Raw genomic sequence first — 26,035 nt, forward strand, 5'->3', positions numbered from 1 at the left:
GTGTTGGAACTTAAAGAATAACAGGTAGGCAGATGTTTTTTATTTATTTAGCACTATTACCGTATTTATCCATTAGTATCAACCATTGATTTTGGTGTTGACCCTTAAAAATATCATGAAATTTTACAGTATTTTCCTTAAATAACCCTGAATATTTCTTAGGGTTTTCCGAAAAAAGTTGAACAAATGCTCTTGCGGAATCCCCTAAACTTTAAAAATGATATAGCATTAAGAACCTGTTGTAATCATTTATACACCGGTAATAATCCTTTATACCTTATTAAATTAATCCTTTTGTATTGAATAAATAATCCTAATTTCATTTTATTATATGTTATGGTAGATATTAGGGGGGATTGTAATGCAAAAAGATCAATTAGTAAATATAGCAAAAAAAATGATTAAAAATGGGTTTATAGAGGAAAGTATAAAAAAAGAAATAAGCCATTACATTGAATATAAATTTAATGAATCTATAAATTTTGCTAAAATTACTGAAGTTCATTTTGATATTTTTAGAGAGGATAAAAATAATTCATATAAGTTAAAAGCTATGACGATAATTGAGTTAATCATTCTAGCCTCTGATATTATGGACGATATACAAGATAAAGATACTCATAAGGATGTTCCATGGAGTAATATGGATGAAACTTATAGTTTTAATATTATTATTGGTATTTTGCTAATTTGTCTAAATGAAGTTAAAACATTAGGGAATAAAAGTGAGATAGAATGGTTACAAAATAATATATATCAATTTCTCTTACAATCCATTAATGGTCAACAATTAGATTTAAAAAATGAACTATTTACCGAAAGTGACTATTTGAACATGTGCTATTTAAAATCAGGCTCTTTAATTGCTCTAGCATGTATATTAGGAGCTGTTAATGTAGATAAGCAGTTAAGAGAAAAAATAAGTGAATACTCAAAATACTTAGGAGTAGTCTTTCAGTTAAGAAATGATGTTGCCGATATGAAAAATGGATTCATTAAAAATGATCTATTACTCAAAAAAAGAACCTTACCAATATTATATTTTTTAAACACAGACGATAAAGCATACGCTGCTATTAAAGATTATTATTTAAATAGCTCGTCAAATCAAGATCCTACAATAATTCATCATGAATTAATGAACAAGGACGCATTACTTTATTGTTCAATTGTAGAAAATATATTTATCAACAAATATGAAAGAATTATTAACCAACTTAATCTATCGAGAGAACAAAAAAATTTGTTATTAGGTATTATTTCCAACAGAAATGAATAATTAAATTAAAAAACTATTAAAAAAGCACTAGAGAAACCAACCTCTAATGCTTTTTTATAGTGTGCCCTGCATGGGTGAGAACTTGAAGGTTTATATTGTCACAATAAAGCAATCTCATTAATCTATGTATGTATGGTTATTTCAGATATAGTATATCACTACTTAAATTTATTGCTCATTGACAATATTAATAATAAACAGAACGATTCATTTTTTGAAAGTGATTACTATATCTATTCCCTAATTACTTATGATTCATAGGACACTCTTCTAGGATTAATAGTGGGAACTTAACCGAAAAGTGTCCATGAAACTTTCCTAGAATCAAATTAGCAAATGGTTTACTTTTCTATCGTAGGCAGCCTACTCCAACTTGCCCTGAAGTTCCTTTATTCCAGCTAACACCGAAGAACGAATAACCTTTTTGCATACAGTAGATACTTGCTGCTGTTACTACTACTACTGCGATAGAAGCTAATAAAACTAATGAAACAATAAACCAAAGTGGTGGAGCATTATAACCTTGTGCCCAATTTTCAACCTGTTGCATAATCTTGTCTTTTGAGCTCTCTTTTTTAACATATAAGTTCGACATGATATAATTCATTATTTTTCACCTCCCTTCAAGAGAAAATAAATCACTTCTTTTAATATCATATTCCCATCTTTAAAAAAAGGTAGGATACTGAAAATATGACATGCATAGGAGTAAATAAGTAAATCCATAAAAAAACTTTCGAGAAAGAACCATTGTTTAATTAAGTATAGAAATCCAGAAATAATAAAGCATATTATCGGACCAGAACATGCAATAATAATAGATTTAAATCCATGTATTTCATCGCAAGGAATTATACTAAAATGAGTTGGACTAATTTTTATTCTAATATGACTGTTATTTGTAATTTTTTTTATAAATAATATATGCATATACTCATGTATACTAATTGATAATATTCCACCTAAAAGATAGGTTAACGTGTATAAAATAACGTTAACTTTTATATAAAGTAATAATAATGAAACAATAAAGAAAAGGATAAAGAACCAATTGCACCATTTCATATAAAATAGAACGTACTTAATAATGTCAGTAAATATGATGGCATTAATGTTTATTTTTTTATCTACCATAATCTTTTACTTTACATTTTCTCTTATCTTTTTTCTATCTATATATACCTTAGTTAAAATTAAATAGAAAAACCAAAAAAAGATAATCGTTAAAATAATAGGTGTTAAATTATCGGTATTTACCCCTAAAGTTGTATATAAATCCCAGTCCTCGGTATTTTCCTCGACTTTTACAAATAACGAATTGAAAAATGAAGATGCATATCCAACTTCATCATGAGTAAACATCAGCTTAATCAAACTAATTACTAAGATTACTATCGTACTTAATACAGCTGACACTAGAGTTCCAATGATAATATTAACCATCTTCATGTAAGAACTCCTCCTTTAGTTTTTTTAATCCCAAACAACTTGTGTATATAACGAAAATATATAAAATCATCATTAATATACTATTGTACAGTTTTGATAAATCTAAAAATTGTAATATTAATGATATAAATCCTGAAATTACTACGATTATTAAAAATCCAATAAAAGGTGAGAATGGATTGTCCTTTTTTGCCGGAAATAAAATTCCAATCAAAGTTGAAAGTATAATCATTAAAACTAATTGACCAAAAATAATTAGAGTATCATAAAGATTAACGTTACCTTTATTTATAATAAGCCCTAATATCAATATTGGTAATGAAGTTATTGATATGTATAGATACTGACTGATAATTAGATTAATATAATCTTTAATTGCACTATAGTTAAATCTATAGTAATTTATTCTAATTGAATCAGTTTGAGTGTAAATATACAGTCCTGATGTAGTAACTAAAAACATAGCATATAACGGATTCAATATATCTAGAATAAGCAAAGAAATTGATAAAAAATATGCAATTATAAGAGTTGTTATGTTTTCCACTCTTCTCGATATTTGTAAAATATACAAATTAAACATAGTTAGTCTAAGTTTAATAGGCTTTTTAATTTTTAAATAATGATTATCTTCTGATCTGAAATTATTAGGAATATAAAGGATGATCATTAATAGTAAAAAAATGATTATTACAAGAATTAAGGATGTAACAATAAAACCATAATTACTGTACAATTCTATGTAAAATTGGGACCAGTGATTAAATTCACCAGTTTTATAATTTATATTATTTATAGATTGCACTATATCTAGATATAATATTGCCAAAATAACAATAAAACTTAGAATTGAAACAAGTGCACTTACTTTTTCTAATTTAATTAAATTTAATAGATATATGATTATGGAATTAATTAGTTGTAATAATAAATACCCTGTTAAACTCGTAAAAAAAACTGTGCAAATTAGTAAAGGAATATAGTGAAAGTTAGTGCGTAATACTACCGCAATAATAACAGCAATACTAATAAGAAAAATAATAATTAAAGACATAAGCAATTCAAAAATAATAAATGAACCATTTCTTTCATTATGTGTAACTGGCAATTGATTTGTTATTTTTAAGAAATCCCCTTTTTTTGAGAAAATAATTCTAGTAAAAACGAATATAATCGTCGTCCAAACGATAATATTTACACCTTGCATTTTAATAATAAAATATATAAAGTTAATTTGTTCGGAAACATCGGTGTCATCTAAAAAATTATATAGAAAAACTGTGGTTACCGTAATAGTTACTACTGTAGCAATAAAGATGAAAACTTTAAATATTTTCTCTTTTAATATACCCACACTTAGAATTCTTCTTAAAATAAATAAGAAATATAGCTTTTGCAAATTAAAAATATTTTTCAATTTCATTTTTCATGCCCTCATAATCTATAAGCTCTTTAAAAACATTTGTTAAATTAGAACCTGTCTTGAGAATGTTTTCAATAAGATCATCTATATATATTACACCTTTATTTATGAGTAACACCCTATTGCCTATCTCTTCAACTAAATCTAAATCATGGGTACATATTATTATGGAACCACCACGTCGTTTGTATTGTTCAAATAATAGTTTGGTTGCTTCTTTTGCTTCCACATCTATACCATTCAATGTTTCATCTATAATAATAAATTTATTGTTAATCATAAATGCACTAACTAATTGAATCTTTTTCCTCATTCCATGAGAGTAACTTTCTATCAATTGATTTAATTTAGACTCTAAAGAATAATACTCTACTAAGCGAGATAACTTTTCTTTATCCAATGGTGCATCATAAAAATCACATATCATTTCTATATATTCTTTACCTGTTAAAAAATCTGGTAAAAAATCCTCACTAGATAAATATATAATTTCTTTTTTAACCGATGGATTATCATGGGGAGTTTTGTTAATGGAAATAGACCCTTCTTGAATTTTAAGTAAATCTACTATTAACTTTATAAGCGTTGTTTTTCCACTTCCATTAGGGCCAGCAATTGTTAATAGTTCCCCTTTATTTAAATTAAAACTTACGTTGTTTAGAACCGTATTTTTTTCGTTATAATAATAAAGTATATTCTGAATATTAAGCATATACTCCTCCTATAAGTTTAATTATAAATAGTAATTTGTACGAATAGATTCTGATAAAGTCCATATTGACTAGCTTTTTGTTACAATGTTCTTAGCCACAAAAACTTTTCATAGAGACAAATCAATAAGGTCCATATCCATTTCTTAACTGGTTTTATTAAGCATTTCTGCATTGCCATCCGTACGTTGCAGCTTCTGCGGCAAGACCAATAGCATTAACTTTGAAACCAGCTTTCACTAAAGTATTAAACATTAATCTTGCAGCTAAATCATATTGTTTATTTTTAATATACTGATAAATAGCTCCAGTTAAAAATTGACGAGCTATATTTCCCATAACTGTTAGCAAATTTGTTAACCACACACTTTGCAAAACTAGCAGCACTCTGAGTACCTACTTCATCTTCTCCAATAGAAGAATCAGCTGTAGTTTGAGCTAGCTCATAAACAATAGCAGCATTTTCTTCTCCCTCTTCCACTTTTTCAAGTAAAAGTTCTTCGTCTTTAATTATATACTGACCTTTTCATTGAACTCACTGACTGTCTCATAATAAAATTCCATTTCTTCTTCCATTTTTTGAATTTCATCAAGTTCTTCATCTGTATAAGATTCACTACTTGCCAGTGCAATTCCAGGTGCTAATGTTGATAAAATCATCATCAGAAATAAATGGTTTAAAGTGATCGCTCTGAACAAATCTACTCATTCATTTCCTCTCCCAAGTACTTTTTGTAGTTTTCGCCATCCTTTTTACATAGACTTTAGTAAAGCTGCACGAATATAATGTCTAGCAACTACCTTAGTTAAATTCTATCATAGCTCTTTACAGTTTTTTCCCTAAAAAATCCCTAAACATTTTTAAGGTATTATTGCGGTTTTCCGCAAAATTTCCCAAAATTGTTTAGGGAGTATAGGTATAACAAATGTTGATTATTATATGATAAAGTATATATAGTGGATAAAATTAAGAAAAACTATATTCAGAATTTAGATATTTTTATAAGGTTTCCAGTTAGTCTCTGCTAGAGAATTAATGAATTTAGTAATATTATTTTCTTTGACAGAATCCTTGATAAAAGAAACTTCTTCAGATGAAAGATTTAATTGCATATTTAGATCATTACTAGCAAATGTTGACTTTTCATGCTCTGCTTTTTTCCCTAATTGTTGTTGAACAATTTGCATAATCATACTTTCACCTCCTTTCTAAATAAGTTGGTGTAAAAGGAGTGGAAATAAAATGCTAAAAATTGATAAATACAAAATAGTAAAACTATTGTTTTATTTACTACATATATATTTGTTGTATAGAGTCTTCTATCAAACTAATGAATATAATATTCAGTGGAATAATATGTATTTACCATGTATCTTTTCAACAGTTATTTCCATCTTTACTTATATGATATACACACAAAGTAGTAAAAAGTCCAGTCATTTTTTGATTTATTTTTTACTAATGGGTTCTTTAGCTTATTTTACAGCTTTTCTCCAATCAACAAATATTAATTTGGCTATTATGGTATTCACAGTTTGTTTTCAATTATCAGGATGGTTTTTTAATAAGTTTATTACTGAAATATTATATTTGCGAAGAATTAGTTATCGAAGAAAAAGCAAAACAGATAACTTAAATTTAATTCTTTTAATCTTTGTTATTTGTTCAGAGCTGTACTCTATTTTTTTCAACCAATTATCAAATATAATAAAAATTATTTCGATAATCTATTATTTAAGCAATATGCTTATTCCATTATTAAAATTATTTTACTTATTATTACATTCTAAGTATCCGGAAAATTCGTTTTTGCGTTGGATGTTAGGTATACCAATAATTGCATTTGGTCCTTTCCTTTTTCTCTTTGCGTTACCTTTATTAATTAATAAATCATGGGTTGATGCTGCTGTTACAACCTGGACTTTTTTTGCTATCCCAATTGGTTATACTTACTTAATTTTATCAAAAAATCTCTTAGGTTTAAGGTTTATACTAAATCGCTTACTTTACTATCTTTTACTGGCTGTAATACCTTCATTTTGGATTTCTTTAGTTTTAATTTGGTATAGTTCATTATTTCACCTTGTAGATTTAATTCAACTCTTTGGGTTTTTACTACTAATTATTGCAGTATTTCTCATGATTAAAGAACAAATTGACTACTATTTTCGCTACGCTTTCTTTCAGGACAAAAATAATGTTGTGCAAAGGGTTGAACAATTATTAAAAGATTTAAAAGGTATCCTGAGTCTCTCAGAATTAAATAATTATGTTACCCAAGAAATAAAGAAACAGTTTAACTCTGTTGAAACGACAATCATTAAGTATAATTCGAATACAAATCAAATAGTCAGAGAATATCTTATTGGGAATGCTGATTTTGAACATATCCCGTTTCAAAATATCGCCAGAAAAGAAGGTCGATTGTTAATTGACTATGAGAATAATATTGGTTTTTTTCTATCACGACAATCAAACACTTTTCACTACTTATGGATGAAGAAACCAAAAAATCATATGCGTTTTCATATCTATGAGAAATCATGGTTAATAATGTTTTTTTCTTATATCAGGCTTACCTATGAGAATATTTTAATTAACGAAGCTTTTGTAACGAAAATAATGGAATCTAATTTTGAATTTTCTTCTTCTCAATCTCGTTTTTTATTTCACATCGCTGAAGCTGAGAGAAGAAAGATAGCAGATAATATTCATAATACAATCTTACAAAACCAAATATACATTTATCGAAAATTAGACATTCTTGCGGAAGATAAATATTCTGAATTATTACCTTTAAAGAAGGAATTTAAGAATATTATTGATAGGACAAGAACAACCTACAGGGAAATTATACCTAACACTTTGCTCAATGATGGTTTATCTTATTCTCTAGATAAACTGTTGCATCAATCGCAACAGAAAGCCCCTTTTCGCTTAGATTATGAAGTAGAGTTAACAACTGGTAAATTCGATTATTACGAAAAATCCTTAATAATTTATCGTGTAGTGGAGGAGTTGATAAATAATGCAATAAAACATTCAGTTGCAAAACGTGTATCCGTCTATATAAGGGAAACTGAGAAAAAAATATATATAGACTACCTAGATGATGGTAAAGGTTTTAACAAGGAAGAAGCACTTGCTACAGAAAAAATTGGACTTAAAAGTATAATTGAACGAATTAAGAGTCTAAATGGAATAATTGAGTTCATTACAGATTCACCGAAAAATGTTCAGATATTTATAACAATACCGGAGTGATATTATGTTAAAAATTTTAATTGTTGATGATCATTATTTAGTGGGAGAAGGAACAAAAACAATGTTAGAAAGTGAGGGAGATATTTCTGCAAAATATGTATCTACAGGAAAAGAAGCGTTGATATTAAATGAAACATTCGATATTTATATTATTGATATCAATATGCCCGATATGACAGGAATTGAATTATCGAAAGATTTACTGAAAAAAAATAAAGAACAAAAAATTATACTATATACAGGTTTCGCCGAACAAGAGAATTTAGAATTATTTACTGAAATAGGCGTTAGCGGTATTATTAGTAAAACAGCTACAAAGTCTGAATTAATTGAGCTAATTCATAAGGTATTAGCTGGTCAAACTATTATACCTTTATCTATTTTTAGAGAAAAAAATAAAAAGAACGATGAAAAACAAAATTATGGATTAGCTGAAAGGGACTTAATTATTATAAAAGCTATTTCTGAAGGATTAAGTAATAAAGATATAGCTGAAAAATTATTTCTATCAGACCGAACAATAGAGTATCGTCTTTCAAAAATATATAAAAGTTTAGGAGTGAAAACAAGAGGAGAAGCAATAGCTGCTGCAATGCAATTAAAAATATTAGATATTTAACTCAACTTTCGCAGCCCAAACTAGGCAGGTATGCCCTGATATAACTAGGCAATCCTGCAAACCATTGTTGTAGTTGACTTATTATTAACTTTTTGAATTTCTTATTTGTCTTTTCTAAGGCATCTTCAAGAAGCTCGATAAGTTGTTGTAGTGCAACAGCCCAATCAAGTTCATTTATTTCGTCACAAAGTTCATAAAACATACCGCCAAGTGTGCGGTCGTCTGTGCTACAGCGATTCTGCCACGACAAAAGAATGTATCTCGCAAATACAATGGTGGTGTGGCTTATAAGTGAATCATAAGATCTGCCTTGAAATTCCTTTTGTAATTTTAAGAGAGATTTTGTCGCCTTGAAAAAGACTTCAATATCCCAGCGCATCCCATAAATTCGTATTATTTCTGTTTCTGTTAACGTACAATCTGTACTTAAAATCGCTAACCATTCACTTCTTTTGTTGCGATTTCGGACGAATACAACTTTTACTGGCACTCCATTTGCCATCGTTGTATGAATAGAGCGCAGGAGGCTTTTGTTTCCTGATGTTGGTGTTGCTAAACGGTAAAGTTCTTTTAAACCTACTCGCTTTTGATCAACTAAATAACGTTGATTTGTAGCTTTCACCATACCAATCACGTCAATACCTTGTTCCACGATAGATTGAATCAGTGGTTGCTGGGTAAACCAACTATCCATTAATACATAGGAAGCATTTATTCCTGCACAAAGTGCGCGAGAAATCATAGCTGGTAGTTGCTCTGGAGCTGTTTGTAATGCTTCTTCACGTCTTTTATAACCGGAAGTACGTTTGTCGATTTTATCCGAGATTCCATTAATTTTCGACTTCTTTGAGCTTAGTAAGGAGAAATCGATTGGCATAAAAGTAGCACCATCAGACCAGCCTAGTGTAAGCATACGAAAGCCTTTGTAAAAACGCATTTTTTGAGATGCATGGTCAAAACAGCGAGCGAGTAATTCTACTTTTTTACTACGATTTCTTTCATAGGCAGAGTCATCAACAATCAATACTTTTAGGCGGTCGCTTTTGGTCAAACGGCTAACCTTGGAAATCGTTGCAGCACTAAGTGAAAGTAAAAATCGACGCCAAGCAAACTTTGAATGATTTAAAAATCGATAAATCGTATCTTTCTCAGGCAGGTTTTCTGATTTTTTACTTTCAAGTAGACGAAAACAATTTCTCTGTTCGAAAATCAAGCAAAAAACAAGCTTGAATAAATAAGCACAAGAGAACCCAAAATCTTTTGTGATTCCAGCGTTCCGTAAGTGTTTAAGAATCTGTAATTCATTAAATGCAGATTTAATTCTTTTGGCAGTTGATTATTTGGGTCATTATCCGCTATCATAGTAGGAGGCACCTCTTCTATTTGGTAGTTTTTTCTCGACAATTAAACTATACCAAAAGTTGGGGTGCTTTTCTTCTATAATTACTTTGGTCAAGGTGCATAATGAAGCACTGAAAGTGTTATACCAGATAACGATTAGAGCTTATTTTTACTCTGCGAAAGTTGAGATATTTAATAATACTATCTTTCATTGAAATTATTAGTTATTAATAAAATTATGTTCAATTTCATATGTTTAAGTAAGATACATTAAAGTTGTGGTTTATTATTGTTCATCTTTTCTTAATTGAAGCTTTTATATTTTAATACGTATTTGTAATATGAAAATCATCCGCGTATCGTACAAATTTGAGTCCCCTTCTTTCTAGTTCTTTGTCTAATTCATCTAGGACAATATTTGAAAGAAGCGGACTCAATGGTCCACCTTATGCAAAGAAAGTTATTATGCAAAGTAATCGATATAAACCCCTGTATTTCGCTAATCAAATTCGATTTTCTTTGCATAATATCCGAGGTGAGGCAAAAGGTATTAAAGCTTTAAAAGCTTCATGAAGTTACATCGAAAGTTTCCTTTAACACAGCAGAAAAAGCTACACTTCAGTATTTCTCATTTTAAAGTCTGTTATTTTCATAAATACTGATTTGAAAAGATAGCACTATCCCGCCTCATATAAAAGTAATAAATACTGTTTTTTTAGATTTTATGCGTTGAGAGATCTCTGACATTTTGCAAAGTAAATGAAATAAAAAACTTATATCTATAGGTTTTATGATGTTTACTTTGCATAACGGAATACTTTGCATAATCCACCTTGGGGCGCTCCTTCTGTATTTGGATGCACCAGTCCATCCTCCATTATTCCCGCTTGTAGAAATCTGCGGATAAGTTGAAGGACTTTCGGGTCTTTGCCCCTCTGACTTAACGTTCTCATCAGGCGGTCGTGATTCACCTTATCGAAGAATTTCTCTAAGTCCATATCGATAACCCAGCGATATCCGTCCTTCATGTATTCTCTCGCTTTCCTCACAGCGTCATGACCTCGACGTTTCGGCCGAAATCCGTAGCTATATTCTGAGAAAGTTGGGTCGTATATCGTGGTAAGAACTTGTGCGATTGCTTGTTGGATAAACCGGTCTAGTACGGTGGGAATACCTAACTCCCTCATACCGCCGCCTTCTTGTTTACGGATTTCGTAACGGCGGACAGGCAGAGGATAGTAAGCTCCTGTTTCCAGCTGATCCCGAATAGAAGTCCAGTTTTCCACGATATGCGCTCGTATGTTTTGTACAGGAATTTTGTCGACACCGTGACTTCCTTTATTGCGCTTTACTCGGTGGAGCGCTGTTATTAAATTTTCTCGTGATAGGATCCTTCCAACATGATATCTAACTCCTGCGTGAATTGTCCTTTCTTCTTGTGTGGCAATTCCTCTCAGCCCTTCTAATGTCCCCCACGTGATTCACCGTTTCCTCCATTAGGAAGGTTTTATGTTTCTGCTTCATCGAGTATTGCGTACGCGAAGTGGCAATTCTCCGTAAATGATTCGGCCCTTCCCAGATACTCTAGAAGTATCTGGTACTATGGCTTCGGCTGACTTCTGATATTTCAGTGAACATTCGCATGTCCAGTTACGGTATGTGTACCGCATTTCTATCAGACCTCCCAGGGTAAGAACACGCTCTTCCTCTCCATGTCCCCTCTTCATTTACTCGATGCATCCTTTGGCAGTCTCATCCAAATGCATCTAGCCTTCTATGAAGTTCGTGTTCCTAGTGCCGGAGATTTGCCGCCGACTTCCTTCAGATTCTGGGTCACCCCAGACACCCTTGTCTTAAGCTAACCACTACTACTGCCTTCGTGGCTCGGGACTTTAACCCTAGAGAGTGTGCACATGCCTGGCACACCAAAATACCAGATTACTTATCCTAAAGTAATCTGGTATTTTCAGAAAGGATTTTATTACAATTAATAATTTTATGTTAGTTCTGTTCAAAACAAGTCATTTGAATAATCTAGTTATACCATCTATTTGATTCAAAATTGATAAGAAACTACGAAAAGTCTGTACCAGTCAACAGAATAATAAATACTATGAACCACAGTATTAACCTGCTTGCTTTTTGATACCACTATAAAATTCACTACCCGAACACAAACAAAGTTAAAAATATTTTTAAATCAAAGGTGTATGTTACGATTTTTAGGTTATTAATTAATGGTTACAGATAAGAAGGTAAGATTGAATTATTTAAACGTCTGCAAATACTAAAGTCAAAATAATAAAAAAAGTGTTAAAAATGTTTGACATGAAAAGCAAAATATATTATACTTACGTTAAACATATTTAACATTATGGAGGGCTTAAAATGGATTTTTTAGTAATTTTGTTTTTGGGATTAAATGTTATCATGGTTTTGATAATTGGCACATTATTATACCAATTATCAAAAAGTGGTGATGAAAGAAAAGAATTTATTAAGATGAAAACAATGGCTGATACATTCCTAATTACTGTAGGCGTTTTGCTTATAGACACCGTTGTTTCCTTTGTGAATGATGGAACAGCAACAAATAGCCCAATTATTTTTCTTTTTGTGATTGCAATTGTTTTCTTGATATCTCTACTAATAAATAAAAGAAAATTTGGTGATTAAAATGGAAAATAACATTTATCATTTAAGAAAAGAAAGAAAATTATCGCAAAAAGAACTTGCTGAATTATGTAAAGTATCAAGACAAACAATTATTGCTATTGAAAATAATAAATATGATCCTTCTCTTTCTTTAGCGTTTGATTTAGCGAGAAATTTGGATACAACTGTAGATAATCTTTTTATTAGTCGAAAATAAATAATCAGAGAAGCAATTTGAAAATATGAAAATCACAAAAGGCTATGAACTAAGTCCATTTTCGAATCTATGTACAAAACAAAGTGAGGCTAGTTATGTCCCAGCCTCTTACTTATTTAATTCATTCACTGCTTCTAATATATTAAAATCTAAATAACTAAAATGACAAAGTTTCGGTTGATTTGCTATTAAAGGACAGACAAAAAGCCCTTCACCTAATTGAAAATCCTTTTCTTTTGTATTAACTTCTGCACCAAACGCTGTTATATTCGTTTGTTTCTCAGCATTTCCAATCACGAACTTTACCGGAAGATTCTCACGTATATATGTTGGTATTAAGTTTGAATCTGATTTCTGCATAACAAACCAGATAAAGAAACCTAACTGTCTTCCTTGTAAAACTACTTGTGAAATTAAAGACATCACTTCATCACGTTTTTTCTTCTCCATCGACTGTAATTCTGTTTGAAAACTGGCAAAATTCATCAAAGATTAAAACATGTGCTGGATATCCAAAATCTACATACGTAGCTTCAAGTTTTGTGCCTAGTTTCTCTTTCAATTTGAATTTATATTGATTCATTAAATCATTAAAGTCTTTTAATAAATCAACAATATCACTGAAATTAGAAGCTGAGTTATGAGCAGTTATTTTTTCACCTATTACAGATAAACTTGAGTTTTTAGGATCTGCAAAGTAAAGATTATATAATTCTTTCTTGATTAGCATTTGAAGAATTAAGGAATACAGAGCGTACGTTTTACCTGATCCTGTTTGTCCAACAAATAATGAGCTATACATAGGTATTTTTGTGAATTTATCTATGAATAGATGCTGTTCCACTGTTTTTAATGAATACTCTTGAAACTCATTTAAATTTTCAAAAATAAGCTGACGGTTAATGTTGCTATCATAAATTTCAAATATATAATATTTTTCATCTCTAGATAAATAACTTCTCTCTACAACATATCTCTTTAAAGCAATTGATATATTGCTAGACCTAAGATCTTTTTCCATATGAATATTTTCAATATACAACTTACCGATGGATAATCCTTTTTCAAATTCTATTTTGATTTTTGGTAACTGTGCTATTTTTTTATTAAGGTGAAATTTAATGTTATAGTATTTTGAATCTAAAAAATATTTTCTTAAATTCAGTACAGTAGAATAGTGGATAAAAGCATACTTTATCCCTTTATAACCTTTATTCCTTATCATCGAAATAAGAGCTTGAACTGTAATTATTGAAAAGATAAAAGTTATTAAAAAGGGGTTACTGTATTTTGCAACCCCAGTATTCAATAGACTATCAATAATCGAGATAATTAATGTAAATATTGTAAGGAGGATAAGTGTAGTGTATACGTAGATACCATTTTGGATTCTACTTGTACTGATTGTCCTATTTCTTATTGACATTTACTTTCTCGACATCTTCAAATCTAAGAATTAGATCAAACTCTATAACAAAAGATTTTTCTGGAATGAAATTTATAAGTTTTACGTATTCACCTTTTTGTACGTCGATTGAGGCTTTATTATTTAGCACAGTTACATCAAAAGTGTTTAAAACATTGTTGTCACGTTCCAATCCATTTTTTTATCTACTCCATACTCCGTTTCATCTTTAGTGATTAATAATGTTAAAGTTACTCCACTTTCATTTGGATTTTTCTTACTTGTGTACGGTCGTTGTGATACTAATCGATAAAGATTGTGTGTATTTGCTAAAAACTCATCTGCTTTAAATTTGGTTTCAGTAAAAACCCATGCATTTGCAATTGGCATATTAAATTCCTCTTCTCATTTATTTTTTATACTTTTTTTAATTCAAAGAACAATTTTTTTGGTAAGACTAGCACCTCCATTTAATATTGATAGTCACTATCTTCATGTTCTATCAGGCCTATTAATATATTAACTTTATATATTTATGTATAGATGGTATACTTTTGGTAGTTTGATAGAAGAATATCTACCATATTCCGGGGGTGAAGATAATATTTGATTTTGAGACGTTTTTATATAAAGGCATAGGGTCGAGAATCAAAAACTATAGAAATAAGAAGCTAGGGGTCAAGCAAGACAAACTTGTTGCAAAACTAAAGACTGATTATTACATAAGTGTGGATACTTCTAGATTATCTGCTATTGAAAATGGTAGAGCACATAAAAAGAAAAATCCTCATCTATTAACAGAATCTCAGTTAGAGGGATTTACTGATTTATTTAATTGCAAAAAGAAAGAATTGATTTTTGGCAATCATATTGATAAAGAAGAAAGCGTGAAAATATTTTTATTAGCAATAACAATGAATAGCGAAAAAGACGGGGAAGGGAAATATATTATCCCTTTTATGGACTTTTTATTTAGGAAGAAAAATAGTCCGGAGTTAAGAAAAAGCATTAAGAAAAAATCAAGTGAAAGTAAAAATAAAATAGTAACTTTAAGTGAAAATAAAGAAATGTATCTAAGGACTATGAAGGGTTTAAACAAGGTTAAAGAAATGTACCCTTTTTTTACAAATGAAAAAGCATATGAAAAATATCAATTTCTTTTAGACGAGCCTCATTCCAGAATAGAGCTAATTTATTAATTAAACTATTAATGGGTGATTTAGAATTTGCAAAATACTATATCTTAAGAATGAGTAAGGTATGTGAAATAAATGGATCTAATGATGTTGTATATTCTTTTCTAGAAAATAAAGGGATGATTGGCGGAGCGTTAATAGGAGATAAAAATAATTTTTATATTTTTGCAAATGCGTTTGAAAAAATGTGGAGACGGCATAAAGAATTGATTATAGAATATTTCAAAGGGAATTTATTCAACAGAATAATAAAATCAGACCTTAAATATAAAGAAATAAAAAATGAATTATTTAATGATGTAATTACTGATACTAAATTTTCAAATCTTATCTTTTCAGTTATAGAAAAAGATAGATTTTCTATAGAGACTATGGATGGACATTATTTATTTTATCAACATCTGCTTAATAGGTATGTGGATAAAAAAATTGAGAATTCTATTGAACATACTTTGAGATAATGATTAGTTTAGTATAACAGGTATGCACAATCTATAAAGGAGTGAGATCGTTTATAAATGAAATCGTAATAGGGATTTTCTGAATTTACACATTAAATAATCCGAATATATGGTAAAATTATCAGGAGATTACAAGTTATCTAGTGTGATTATTTGGGGGTAAGATAATGGTAAGTACATATAAAGATTCGGCATATCAGTATCATTTAGAAAAGTTCAAAATATATCAGGACCAAAGTGGGGAAGATTTCGAAGGAATTGAGGAAGAGGACATAATTAGCAAACTGATGGAGGGAAACTTTGAGGATTTAGGTGGAATAACTGCAATTAGAGGATTTATGTATCAATATTACGTGACAATATATTATATTCTTAAGATGGTACAAGACCCTAAAAATAATTGGTGGGACAAAGTTGTATTTGAATATTTTGATGATGTCGCATTATTGCGAAACGATAAGATTCGGTTTATTCAAGTTAAGACTGTGAGACAGAACAGTTCAAATAGATTGCAACCAAACGACATCTATTCACGAAGCAAAAAAAAACGTGTGAATAGTGAATATGATCATTTTAATTCATGGATAGAGAAACTATTTAAAAATTATGATGTCTTTATTGATAAAGACCCGTCATCTCTAATCGAAGGCTACGTGGAAGAAATACCCTTCATTGATCCGGAGTTTGAACTTGTAAGTAATACACCCCATAATAGTCTTGGAGATTTAGAAGTATTTACACTTAATACATCATTTAAAGCAGATCTTTTAGACGACAATATTCTAAAGCCAAATATAGAAACTCCAGTAATTCTTAAAGATAAGAATATACAATTCAGTGAAGTTTTTTCAAAACCAGTGGATTTTTATTTAGAAAGGTTATACATCAATAAACTTGGTTCTTTCGATTCATTGAAGAATACAATTGAAGGTCTAATAGAAGATATTATTGGAATTACACACCCAATTAAGAAAACAATTGTCGGAGGAGTCTTCAGTAATTTGTTGTCTGAAATAGCACAAAGAACTTACAGAGATGATCCAGAAATGGATAAATCTGAGTTAGTCTTTAAAAGAGAAGATGTAAAAACATTAATTTATACATGGAGTGAGTCTTTGAAAGACGATGCCTCGAGTTATTTAGAAGACGATTCTCTATTAAGAACAATTAAATATCTGTTAGAAGCGCTTCGGAGCGAGTTTCAAGATGAGTTTAAGTCTAATCAAATGTTACTTAAGGAGTTACTTGAGACAATAGATTGGTTTAGAACAGAATTTGAGAAACAGTTTAGAAAGGACTCAAGATATTGCTTAGTGTTTCTAAACAAATTGTTTAACTTACAAAGTATAATCAAAGTTGAACAGTTCAATAATGATAAGAACAAGCAGCATATTAAGAGTTCTCTATCGTATATCATCCGTTGTTTAGTTTTCTATCCCTCTAGGAAAGTGGAATTCCAGAACTCTCAGTTATTGTTTCACACAGGGGAAATAGAAAACGAAAAACTTTTATTTACTATTTATAATGCCAGAAATAGATCAGGTACTGATATTGTAAAAAATACTGTAGTCTCTGCTTTGCAACAATGTGAGTACGGTTCTAACATTAATCAAGATTTATTTAGTTTAATAATTGACGAGAAGAAAGAACAACAAACAGGAAAATCCAAGACTAGTGAAAGACTTGCTGCAAGGTTTACTGTTGCTAAAGTTGAAAGAGATGACATATCAATAATTGATCCACCTGAAAACTTGAAATTTATTAATAAAGACGAAGTGGATGCTTTCTTCGAGTTTTTTAGTAATACGACTGGAGAGAGTGTTCCCACGTTTCAGGATAAAGAAATAGAGGCTAATTGGAAATTGAGTTTATTAGGGGAGTAGGTGATCTCTTTGCAAATTGAAGAGTTAATTATTAAATTTAAGCAGATGGGTTATGAACTAATGGAGTTTGAACCCTTTCAGGATGATATGTCTTATAGTGGAATACAGATGTGGGTAAAGGACTCAAGAGTGATTTTTGTAAAAGAATACGAGGCAAAATCGTTATTTCTTGACTGGTATATTTCCGAACAGCCACTTATAGCAAGCATATATAATTATCTTTCTGCAAATCACAAAAATAATATTTACTTTTTCATGATTCTTAATTTTGATTTGAATAATGACGATGATTTAACGCTTACCATAAACAAGGTTATTAAAGATGAATACGTTTGTAAAAAATATGTTTTTCAATCAATAGATGAAATTACGGATGTTCCTTTTCTAAGCAATCAATTTATTAAAATGCCACAATTTGATTATGATCAAGAGTTCAAATCTGGAATCTTGAATTTTAATAAGATAAATGAATTTGTTGGGGAAGAGAAAGAAAGTCTCAATAGTTTTTACTCACTGGCGAATAACTTGTTAGATTACTATTTTACTTCTTATTCCATCTTAGAAGAAACTAGTAAGCTTGAAAAAGATATCATTAATATAGGATTCAGGAGTGTAAGCGATGAAGATTAGTCGACTTAGAGTGGAGAATTTTAGAATATTTAGAGGTGTCCATGAGTTCGACTTGAAAGATAAGAAAGTGATCTTAATTGAGGGTTCAAATGGACACGGTAAAAGTACGATATTTGATGCTATAAATTGGGTGTTCACAGGCGAAATAAATCGTTTTTCTGGTAGCAGCGAACAATCCAAATTTAACTATCTTGTTAATAATCACGAGTATTTAAAGCAAACCTATAGAGTTAGTGTAGAAGTGGATATAGTTAATAGCCACGGATATGTAAGTACTATCAGAAGAGAAATTCGTAAACTATTATCAGGGAATATAGATAAAAAGCTTTTTGTTGAAGGTCAACAGTACACTATTCGAGATGGATTAAGAGCTATAATCAATCTAATTACAAAAGGGAACTTTTTAAACCAAGAACAAAAGTTGAACAGCTTTAGTTCAATATTTGCTTCTACTCAGATCTTATCCCAAGAGACTTTGGAAGACTTTGTGAAGGTTGATAAACCAACTGATAGATATGCAAAACTTGAAAACATACTTGGTCTTGATAAATATGGGAAAGAATTAAGAAATTACATTAATAAGAGTAAGGGTGCTTTTGAGAATGAAATAAATCGTATAGACTTAGAGCTTAAAGATATTGAAAACGAAATAAAGCGTCTTGACACACGGTATAGTGATAACGAATATATAATGGATTATACTGGTGAAGTCAATGAGGCGCATTTAATTAGTAACTTAAATAAATATTTTGATTCTTTGCCAGAATATCTTGTGAATTATGATGCTATAAAGATTCAAAGCCTGGAAGAAGATGAGATCCAGAAAATTAGAAATCAAAGGAAAGACTTAGAAAATAAAAATAGAAAATTACAAAATATGATTTCTAGGATACATAGATTTGAGATAACTAATTCTGATCTAAATGAAGAACAAACAAAACTTGACGCTTCGTATATGCATTTGATAAATACCAATAGAGAATTAGAAAAAAGAGAACAGGGAAAAATACGAGCTGAAAGTAGAAAAAATCAATTGTCATTACTTGAAGAAAACCTTCATGAAATAAATGTTTTGCAAGAAGAATTAAATGATTTAAAAGGTAAAGAGAACGAAATAATAAACTATCAATCTTATATTAACAGCAATATGGAAATAAAAAAAATCATTGAAAAGTATAATAACTACAGTACTTATATAAAAGAATTCGAAAGTAAAAAAGAAAGTAAAGAAAAAGAATTAAATAGATTAGAGTTACTGGATAAAATTCAAGAACTAGAGATAACAAACAAGAAATTGAAAAGTATTGAGAGTGAAATTAAAGACAAAAAAGAACAACTTGAACGAGCATACAGTAATAGGGAGAAGAAGAATCAAATTGTTGAGCAGTTGAAAACTAAGAAGAAGGACATTCGTGCAGATAATTTTCAACAAATTACTTTCTCACTACAAAGAAGTCTCTTAAATAGAGAATCTGAGAAAGAGTGTCCTGTCTGTGGTAGTGATTTTAAAGATGTAAATACTCTCTTGAGCCATGTTGAATTTAAGCTAAAAGAAGGCCAGGAAAAGTACGATGGAGTTGAGATAAAGCTTAGCGAAGAACTTTCTGCAATTTCAAGTATAGGTAACGAAATAAAGTCTTTACAAGAGCATATCGAATCATTGGAAGAAAAACTAAATGTAACATTGAAAAGTAAAAAAACTATTGAACGTAAGAAAATATACCTTGAATCTATTATTGGGGATTTGTCAGGTTTAGATAGACAAAATATAGAAAGTATAATAAAAAAGATTGATACTTTTATAAATGAACATGAACACTATTATAACTTAATTAAGGATGTGCTTGAAAAGTTTAATGAGTTGAAATCTTTAAGAGAGAAAATCAGTTTGAATGAGAAAAAGTACGAGAATTTAAAGAAGCCTTTCAAGGGTAAGTTTACTTATGTATTCAATAAAGATGCAATTACTACAAGAGTTAAGAAATTGGATAACTATTTGGATGGAAATAAAAAATCATTAAAACAGTTGAAATTAAAAACAGTTGAACTTGAATCTACAATCGATAGTATTAGAAATAAAATTGACCAAATTAACTACATTGTAAAGACATTAGAGTCAGATTATCCTAAAACATTCAAAAGTTATAGCATTAATGAATGTTTAATATACATTAAGCAACAATCAAAAATGATATTAGATATTGATGCTGAAATTGTATCTAGCTTAAAGAACGTTTCAGCTTTCAAAGAGAAAGATAAGTTGTCGAAAATACAAGGTGAAAAAGAGAAAATCGTTAAGCTTAAAAAGAATAAGGATTTAGAGCGTACATTAGTGAAAGAAAACTTAAGTAATATTGAAGTTTTTAAAAAAATACACACAAATGTTCAGAGTGATTTGATTAACAAGTACCTAAGAGATAATAGCAATATAATCAATCAGTTCTTTAGGCAAATCTCTCCTCACGCATACTACAAACATGTCAAACTTGTAACTAGAGAGAATGACTTATACGTATTACTTTCAGAGGAAGATAATTGGAGACTATTGGATGATCTAACTAGAGAACAACTAAAACAAGAAGTAAATGCAAATCTAAATTTTAGCGCAGCACAATCCACAATTCTTGCACTGAGTATCTTCTTATCTTTAAATATTACACAAAATTGGAGTAATCTGAACATAATCGGAATTGACGATCCTTTTCAACATTTAGACGATGTTAACACATATTCGTTCATTGATGTTCTCACCTCGCTTATTAATAACGAAGAAAAACAAATAATTGTAAGTACACACAATAAGAACTTTTCTGACTTGCTTATGTCGAAATTGTCTTTGCCTGCTGAAAATGTACTAAAAATATCAATTAATTCGTATAGTAAGAAACACATTGATGTTACAGCAGCAAATTATATTAATTGGACTCAGAATTAACAGATCATTTATTCTAGCGATGTACTTAAATTTGTTAAGTGTTCAGGCAAAGTTTTTAAAAAACTATCTTTGATGAAATTAAAAGAAGTAATTAGAATGAAAAAGTAAAATACATGTAAATAACTGCTGAAGAGATAAATGACTAAGACGAGCTGATAATTTTAAGGGAGAGTTTAGTTGGTATATTACCAAATAGCTTTGAAATAAACGTTAATCTAAAACAAAGTTTTTTATGATATCTATTTAATTGAGGGAGCTGTGTCGGAAAGTGCCATCTCTTAGGTAGTTTTTAAAGTGAAATTAGTAAAGCTAGAATTATTTTGTATAATTTAACAATGTATTCAACTAGCATCCATCTTTTTGGTTCAAATTGGTTCAAGTAATATTAATTTCAATCCTTCTTCATACATTTTTATCCATATAATAATTCCTGAAACGTTGATATGAAAGGATTTCCATGGATTAGTTACACTTGAAAATTATCTAGATATTTCTCAAAACGTTAATAGTTTTTCAACATCTAAACCTCTGCAACCACTATGGTGCAGAGGTTTACTTTGTTTAAAAATATTACTTATCTCTACTCCTTTCTATCAATAGAACAAGCGGCGCTAAGACTACTTTTACCGAGGTGCATTATGAAAATAATTTCAAACCGGCAGTTGCTCCTAATACCATCGCGATAAATACAATTCGCTTCCTTTTTTGTTCATAGAAAAATAATTCCTGCTTTTGCACCAGAGGCACCAATACCAGTCCATACAGCATAAGCAGTCCCCATAGATAGCTCCAAAACAAAACCAACAAGGCCCATGTTTGCCAATCACGGTCTTTGTGCAGTTTGTTTATCATTGTTATACCAACTCGACAATCCAGCTATAAATAATGAAGTCCAAGCCATTAAGATTCAACTCCCTCTTTTACTTTATCTTTCGTTTACTAATTACAAACCAATGACACCAGTCAATAAAATGGCAATCAACAGAATCTTTATTAGCTAAAATGGTTCCCAAAGGAAAGCAATATCTGCAAAAGTTGTTCCTGCTGTTCTCAGTCCAACAAAAACGGCAAAAGCCTGGGAGACAACTGTATAAATAGTCCCTTCCAGGCTTTTGTCTTTCCTTGGCATAGCCTAAGCTGTGAGTCTTTTCACGGACCAGACCAATCATTATTGCGGAATCCTAGAAAATATTCAATAGAATGAAATTAGTCCACATAATATATAAAATGAAGCTTTATTCGGGTTTTATATGGGTACGTTGCATCACAAAAAGTGTTGCATGTACTATTTAAGAAACCTTTAAACATTCCTATGTTATACTGCCTATATATTTTAATAACCAGAAAGGAAATGGAGAGATGTTGGATTGGTTTAAAAAGGCTGCCTGGTTTTCACTGGCCATCTTACTTGTATTCCTAGCAATCGTATGTTTATTTGTTCCATTTAATTCCATGACTGAAACGGATATAGATGCTGAAAGTCCGATTATACAAAAATATAGCACAAAAGGGCTTTATATGGGGCCCAGCTATCATGTTAAGATGTTAAATGGAGACGGATATGATGTATCAAAAAAAGAAATGTATCAATTGCAAATTGGCGATACATATGGAACGCAGAAAAATAGTTCCATTAAAAATGCTATTAAGTTAGGAGTTATTTTGTATCCGGTGAGTTTATTTATATTATGGGTTGCTTGGTTGATTTTTTCGGGTACATTTCCTGAATTGAAACTCGTGCAATGGGTTTATAAAAAAGAAGAAGCGCATGAAGGAAAATTAAAATATATAAAGGAAATTGCAATAAAAATTATCATTCCGCTATTTGTTGTAATTAGTATGATTATTTTTGCACTCATCGGAAAAAATGTATTTTATAAAATTTATCCAGTCGGGAAAGAAGAAGTGATGGCAGAAATTGTTGATGTAGAACAAGAAAATAAAATTGTCCCTAATGCAGGAGTCAGAGAAATAAATACATTCGCATTACAATTTGAGGATCATACAGGTACTACGTATGAAACAGAGAAAGATGTCTCTTCTTTTACATATGATTTATATCGAAATGAACAATATATACCAATTACTTATCGCACCAACCATCCATACGATATATTTATTCACTCTAATACGTTTAGAGAAATTTTAAGTGTACTGATGAGATTGGATTCTTTTGCCCTTTTCTTGGTTATTTATTTAAATTACTATACTATAAAAACATTTATTAAAAAGAGGAGGGATAGATACATTCGCTGACGATGCAGCACTAGTGAATCATCAATCATCAAAAAACTAAAAGCGATAATTCAAAGACGAAATTTGTTATTATGGATCGGCTAGACATTGGAGATGATCAATTATTGAATATTCATCATGAGTTCGGAAAGAAGCTATCCTTAGGGGAGAACAACAAATCCATGTTTGATGATGCTATTTATAGCGTTTTAATCGAAAAAGAAGAATGTTATCTATGCACACGGCGGGAGCGCACCTTTTTACCATTGCCACACAGACGGTCATCAATCTTCTTTAAAAACGTTAAATGAGCACTACTCGAAAGTTCTAGATCTTGAATTTATCTTCCGGTAATACAAATTATGTAAGGAAGCATGGGGATAACAATAAGTTCGAAAAGTTATTTATGAGTTGATAAATATGATAAAAGATAAAAATCCAGAATGAAGATGAGATTGGATATACAAAATATAAAAGTCCCACGACTATATCAATGTTTACAGAGCTTTTTTGGTTCAAGTTGGTTCAAATTAACTTGAAACTTATAAAGCACTTAACAGATTAAAGCATCGCTATCTTGCTGGTGCTTTTTTTTTTCGGCATTAAGTATAGATAACTTGCGTGAGTTGAATATTGAAATGTTCTAATCGACTCGTTAGTTGATTCGTAACGATTGAAGCAATACGAGTGCCAAAGGATAAATTGCAGACAGGAGGTGATTCATCAGTTCACTCAATTAACCCTATGCCGCGATTAACTGGCTATTATCGAGCGTAAATCAACCTATATATTTAATGTTGTTGACATAAACGAGAGCAGCTTATACAATTGTCTAGTTGCAGCGGAAAATTAGATTTTTGAAGGGTTATTTAACTTGTTCTTAAATTTAATGATTATATAAGGAAAGTAGAGAAATAAATTAGTATCGTAATTCTTTCGTCTTAGCAAATGGTTGTATATTAATACAGCAATTTCTGAGGCTTTTTTTATTTTAAAAGTATTACTGGTTAATGAAGGAGGTTTAAATAATGAAAACTACGTACAAAGATATTCTTTTAATTATGGTTGGAACTATACTAATAGCAGCATCTATTGAATTTTTTGTTATTCCGAATAAATTAGGTGACGGAAGTACATTTGGTATTTCCTTGATTCTGTATTATTTGTTTCAAATCCCTACAAGTATAAGTACATTGCTAATTAATATTATCTTTATTGCAATAGCTTATAAATTTGTAACAAAAAAGACAATCATTAATACTACAATTGGAACTATCATGATATCTATTTTCCTGAAAGTTGTAGGCTATATTCCATTTAGTGTTGATGATATGATTTTAGGTATTGTATTTGGAGCTTTATTAATGGGGGCTGGTGTAGCATTAATCTTTATCGCTGATGGTTCCACTGGGGGAACTACTCTGATGGCTTATTTATTAAATTATACGAAAGGGTATAGTTTTTCAAAAAGCCTGTTTTACATGGATAGTTTGATTATATTTGCCTCCATATTTGCGATAGGATTATATAATACATTATACACCTTAATTTTTGTTTATTTATGCATTAAAATCGTGGATGTCATTGTAGAAGGTTTTAATAATAAAAAAGCGTTGACCATTATGTCTGACAAATATGAAGAAATAGCGGAATTTTTTACTCATAAGTTCGGAAGTGCTGCAACTATATTTTATGGATATGGTTATTATGCTAATAAGGATAAACGTATTGTCTATGTAGTTATTAAAAAGAAAGAACTATTAAAAGTTAAGAAGAATGTACAGGAAATTGACCCAAATTCTTTTATTGTTATTCACGAGGTGAAAGAAGTTGCGGGCGGGAAATTTGGGTTTATGAATAAGAAAATATTAAATAATGCACGTAATTAACCATTTATAGTTACATGACCAGTAAACGGTGTAGTATTTCAAATGTTAAATATCTGTACTGGTTTCTGTATTTTTTGCTAATAGCTTGTTTATTTCAAGGGTCAGATTATATTATTAATCTGGCTTTTTATCTGTTACAAAGTTGCTAAAGATTGATATAGCGATACCAATAATGCCAATTGGCAAAATTACAGCCCACGATATGTTATGGATGTTGATTACATCCGTTACGCCCAATACCTTAAATATAAAAATTATAGTCATTAAAAAACCTACAACTTGTAAGCTTTTTTTATTAACTATGCGTCCTCCTTGGATCTTTTTCACACTAACGCCTCCCCGAAATAGCGTCTGTATAACTATTTTAATATTGTGTTTCACTATATATTCTTAGTCTCATTAAAATCTGGAAACGCGCCGTCCTCTGATACAGACTTAGCTCG

The 26,035-nt window shown here is 30.0% G+C and carries 23 protein-coding genes and 5 pseudogenes; 12 read left to right on the forward strand and 16 right to left on the reverse strand.

All coding sequences use genetic code 11. From position 1 onward, the window contains the following. Positions 1-361: 361 nt before the first annotated feature. Positions 362-1,279, forward strand: a complete 918-nt coding sequence (locus KI343_RS07800; protein WP_212925856.1) for a polyprenyl synthetase family protein — start codon at positions 362-364, stop codon at positions 1,277-1,279. 349 nt (positions 1,280-1,628) lie between these two features. On the opposite strand, the gene KI343_RS07805 is transcribed toward KI343_RS07800, so the two are convergent. The 7 genes from KI343_RS07805 to KI343_RS07835 form a co-directional block, all read right to left on the reverse strand. Beyond that, positions 1,629-1,886 (reverse strand): hypothetical protein, encoded by a 258-nt coding sequence (locus KI343_RS07805; RefSeq protein WP_212925857.1) that lies wholly within the window; start codon positions 1,884-1,886, stop codon positions 1,629-1,631. 533 nt (positions 1,887-2,419) lie between these two features. Further along, a complete protein-coding gene (locus KI343_RS07810) occupies positions 2,420-2,728 on the reverse strand; it encodes a hypothetical protein (RefSeq protein WP_212925858.1) in 309 nt (102 codons plus the stop codon). Further along, positions 2,715-4,151, reverse strand: a complete 1,437-nt coding sequence (locus KI343_RS07815; protein ID WP_212925859.1) for a hypothetical protein — start codon at positions 4,149-4,151, stop codon at positions 2,715-2,717. Before KI343_RS07815 ends, KI343_RS07810 begins: the two co-directional genes overlap by 14 nt. Further along, complete coding sequence (locus tag KI343_RS07820) at positions 4,129-4,863, reverse strand: ABC transporter ATP-binding protein (RefSeq protein WP_212925860.1); 735 nt, start codon at positions 4,861-4,863, stop codon at positions 4,129-4,131. The genes KI343_RS07815 and KI343_RS07820 overlap by 23 nt, the downstream gene beginning before the upstream one ends. 157 nt (positions 4,864-5,020) lie before the next feature. After that, complete coding sequence (locus KI343_RS07825; protein ID WP_212925861.1) at positions 5,021-5,248, reverse strand: hypothetical protein; 228 nt, start codon at positions 5,246-5,248, stop codon at positions 5,021-5,023. A gap of 123 nt (positions 5,249-5,371) precedes the next feature. Beyond that, entirely contained in the window at positions 5,372-5,560 is a 189-nt protein-coding gene (locus KI343_RS07830) for a hypothetical protein (protein ID WP_212925862.1), read from the reverse strand. A gap of 291 nt (positions 5,561-5,851) precedes the next feature. Then, positions 5,852-6,055 (reverse strand): hypothetical protein, encoded by a 204-nt coding sequence (locus tag KI343_RS07835; RefSeq protein ID WP_212925863.1) that lies wholly within the window; start codon positions 6,053-6,055, stop codon positions 5,852-5,854. A 49-nt stretch (positions 6,056-6,104) separates the two neighbouring features. Between KI343_RS07835 and KI343_RS07840 the strand changes: the two genes are divergently transcribed. Continuing rightward, positions 6,105-8,126, forward strand: a complete 2,022-nt coding sequence (locus tag KI343_RS07840; protein WP_212925864.1) for a sensor histidine kinase — start codon at positions 6,105-6,107, stop codon at positions 8,124-8,126. 4 nt (positions 8,127-8,130) lie between these two features. Next, positions 8,131-8,745 (forward strand): response regulator transcription factor, encoded by a 615-nt coding sequence (locus KI343_RS07845; protein ID WP_212925865.1) that lies wholly within the window; start codon positions 8,131-8,133, stop codon positions 8,743-8,745. Position 8,746: 1 nt separating this feature from the next. Here the strand turns inward: KI343_RS07845 and KI343_RS07850 are convergent. From KI343_RS07850 to KI343_RS07860, 3 pseudogenes are all read right to left on the reverse strand, one after another. Beyond that, positions 8,747-10,107 (reverse strand): annotated as a pseudogene (locus tag KI343_RS07850) (IS4 family transposase). 317 nt (positions 10,108-10,424) lie between these two features. After that, positions 10,425-10,532: pseudogene (locus tag KI343_RS07855) on the reverse strand (reverse transcriptase domain-containing protein); the annotation flags it as partial. Between the two features lie 381 nt (positions 10,533-10,913). Continuing rightward, a pseudogene (locus KI343_RS07860) lies at positions 10,914-11,510 on the reverse strand (reverse transcriptase domain-containing protein); the annotation flags it as partial. Between the two features lie 964 nt (positions 11,511-12,474). Here KI343_RS07860 and KI343_RS07865 point away from each other — a divergent pair. Both KI343_RS07865 and KI343_RS07870 read left to right on the forward strand, forming a co-directional pair. Then, positions 12,475-12,762 carry a hypothetical protein gene (locus KI343_RS07865; protein ID WP_212925866.1) on the forward strand — a complete coding sequence of 96 codons (288 nt, stop codon included), beginning with the start codon at positions 12,475-12,477 and terminating at the stop codon, positions 12,760-12,762. 1 nt (position 12,763) lies between these two features. After that, complete coding sequence (locus tag KI343_RS07870) at positions 12,764-12,958, forward strand: helix-turn-helix transcriptional regulator (RefSeq protein WP_212925867.1); 195 nt, start codon at positions 12,764-12,766, stop codon at positions 12,956-12,958. A 108-nt stretch (positions 12,959-13,066) separates the two neighbouring features. Here the strand turns inward: KI343_RS07870 and KI343_RS07875 are convergent, their stop codons facing one another. The 3 genes from KI343_RS07875 to KI343_RS07885 form a co-directional block, all read right to left on the reverse strand. After that, positions 13,067-13,408: a hypothetical protein gene (locus KI343_RS07875; protein ID WP_212925868.1), complete on the reverse strand. Its 342-nt coding sequence runs from the start codon at positions 13,406-13,408 to the stop codon at positions 13,067-13,069. Then, entirely contained in the window at positions 13,389-14,267 is an 879-nt protein-coding gene (locus tag KI343_RS07880) for a hypothetical protein (RefSeq protein WP_212925869.1), read from the reverse strand. Before KI343_RS07880 ends, KI343_RS07875 begins: the two co-directional genes overlap by 20 nt. Positions 14,268-14,531: 264 nt before the next feature. Continuing rightward, positions 14,532-14,753, reverse strand: a complete 222-nt coding sequence (locus KI343_RS07885) for a hypothetical protein (protein ID WP_212925870.1) — start codon at positions 14,751-14,753, stop codon at positions 14,532-14,534. A gap of 203 nt (positions 14,754-14,956) precedes the next feature. On the opposite strand from KI343_RS07885, the gene KI343_RS07890 reads away from it, so the two are divergent. The 5 genes from KI343_RS07890 (at position 14,957) to KI343_RS07910 (ending at position 21,468) form a co-directional block, all read left to right on the forward strand. After that, positions 14,957-15,562: a hypothetical protein gene (locus KI343_RS07890; protein WP_212925871.1), complete on the forward strand. Its 606-nt coding sequence runs from the start codon at positions 14,957-14,959 to the stop codon at positions 15,560-15,562. Between the two features lie 11 nt (positions 15,563-15,573). Then, complete coding sequence (locus tag KI343_RS07895) at positions 15,574-16,020, forward strand: hypothetical protein (protein WP_212925872.1); 447 nt, start codon at positions 15,574-15,576, stop codon at positions 16,018-16,020. Between the two features lie 167 nt (positions 16,021-16,187). Next, on the forward strand, positions 16,188-17,903 hold the full coding sequence (locus KI343_RS07900) for a dsDNA nuclease domain-containing protein (RefSeq protein ID WP_212925873.1): 1,716 nt from the start codon (positions 16,188-16,190) through the stop codon (positions 17,901-17,903). A 9-nt stretch (positions 17,904-17,912) separates the two neighbouring features. Then, positions 17,913-18,533, forward strand: a complete 621-nt coding sequence (locus tag KI343_RS07905) for an ABC-three component system middle component 1 (RefSeq protein WP_212925874.1) — start codon at positions 17,913-17,915, stop codon at positions 18,531-18,533. Then, positions 18,523-21,468, forward strand: a complete 2,946-nt coding sequence (locus tag KI343_RS07910) for an AAA family ATPase (protein WP_212925875.1) — start codon at positions 18,523-18,525, stop codon at positions 21,466-21,468. Before KI343_RS07905 ends, KI343_RS07910 begins: the two co-directional genes overlap by 11 nt. A 636-nt stretch (positions 21,469-22,104) precedes the next feature. On the opposite strand, the pseudogene KI343_RS07915 reads toward KI343_RS07910, so the two are convergent. Beyond that, a pseudogene (locus KI343_RS07915) lies at positions 22,105-22,369 on the reverse strand (DMT family transporter). A 99-nt stretch (positions 22,370-22,468) separates the two neighbouring features. Continuing rightward, a pseudogene (locus KI343_RS20570) lies at positions 22,469-22,552 on the reverse strand (QacE family quaternary ammonium compound efflux SMR transporter); the annotation flags it as partial. Positions 22,553-22,827: 275 nt separating this feature from the next. On the opposite strand from KI343_RS20570, the gene KI343_RS07920 reads away from it, so the two are divergent. Continuing rightward, entirely contained in the window at positions 22,828-23,724 is an 897-nt protein-coding gene (locus KI343_RS07920; RefSeq protein ID WP_212925876.1) for a hypothetical protein, read from the forward strand. Between the two features lie 1,007 nt (positions 23,725-24,731). Next, the gene (locus KI343_RS07925) at positions 24,732-25,592 is read left to right on the forward strand and encodes a YitT family protein (RefSeq protein ID WP_212925877.1); all 861 of its coding nucleotides are present in this window, start codon (positions 24,732-24,734) and stop codon (positions 25,590-25,592) included. Positions 25,593-25,706: 114 nt separating this feature from the next. Here the strand turns inward: KI343_RS07925 and KI343_RS07930 are convergent, their stop codons facing one another. Beyond that, positions 25,707-25,919, reverse strand: a complete 213-nt coding sequence (locus KI343_RS07930) for a hypothetical protein (protein ID WP_212925878.1) — start codon at positions 25,917-25,919, stop codon at positions 25,707-25,709. Positions 25,920-26,035: the final 116 nt, after the last annotated feature.

The sequence above is a fragment of the Oceanobacillus sp. J11TS1 genome, assembly GCF_018333215.1.
Taxonomy (GTDB): Bacteria; Bacillota; Bacilli; order Bacillales; family Amphibacillaceae; genus Oceanobacillus.

Coding starts and splice junctions, on each gene's coding strand:
- KI343_RS07800 (WP_212925856.1), top strand. CDS start 362: ATGCAAAAAGATCAATTAGTAAATATAGCAAAAAAAATGATTAAAAAT.
- KI343_RS07805 (WP_212925857.1), bottom strand. CDS start 1,886: ATGAATTATATCATGTCGAACTTATATGTTAAAAAAGAGAGCTCAAAA.
- KI343_RS07810 (WP_212925858.1), bottom strand. CDS start 2,728: ATGAAGATGGTTAATATTATCATTGGAACTCTAGTGTCAGCTGTATTA.
- KI343_RS07815 (WP_212925859.1), bottom strand. CDS start 4,151: ATGAAATTGAAAAATATTTTTAATTTGCAAAAGCTATATTTCTTATTT.
- KI343_RS07820 (WP_212925860.1), bottom strand. CDS start 4,863: ATGCTTAATATTCAGAATATACTTTATTATTATAACGAAAAAAATACG.
- KI343_RS07835 (WP_212925863.1), bottom strand. CDS start 6,055: ATGATTATGCAAATTGTTCAACAACAATTAGGGAAAAAAGCAGAGCAT.
- KI343_RS07840 (WP_212925864.1), top strand. CDS start 6,105: ATGCTAAAAATTGATAAATACAAAATAGTAAAACTATTGTTTTATTTA.
- KI343_RS07845 (WP_212925865.1), top strand. CDS start 8,131: ATGTTAAAAATTTTAATTGTTGATGATCATTATTTAGTGGGAGAAGGA.
- KI343_RS07865 (WP_212925866.1), top strand. CDS start 12,475: ATGGATTTTTTAGTAATTTTGTTTTTGGGATTAAATGTTATCATGGTT.
- KI343_RS07870 (WP_212925867.1), top strand. CDS start 12,764: ATGGAAAATAACATTTATCATTTAAGAAAAGAAAGAAAATTATCGCAA.
- KI343_RS07875 (WP_212925868.1), bottom strand. CDS start 13,408: ATGGAGAAGAAAAAACGTGATGAAGTGATGTCTTTAATTTCACAAGTA.
- KI343_RS07885 (WP_212925870.1), bottom strand. CDS start 14,753: ATGCCAATTGCAAATGCATGGGTTTTTACTGAAACCAAATTTAAAGCA.
- KI343_RS07895 (WP_212925872.1), top strand. CDS start 15,574: ATGGGTGATTTAGAATTTGCAAAATACTATATCTTAAGAATGAGTAAG.
- KI343_RS07900 (WP_212925873.1), top strand. CDS start 16,188: ATGGTAAGTACATATAAAGATTCGGCATATCAGTATCATTTAGAAAAG.
- KI343_RS07910 (WP_212925875.1), top strand. CDS start 18,523: ATGAAGATTAGTCGACTTAGAGTGGAGAATTTTAGAATATTTAGAGGT.
- KI343_RS07920 (WP_212925876.1), top strand. CDS start 22,828: ATGTTGGATTGGTTTAAAAAGGCTGCCTGGTTTTCACTGGCCATCTTA.
- KI343_RS07925 (WP_212925877.1), top strand. CDS start 24,732: ATGAAAACTACGTACAAAGATATTCTTTTAATTATGGTTGGAACTATA.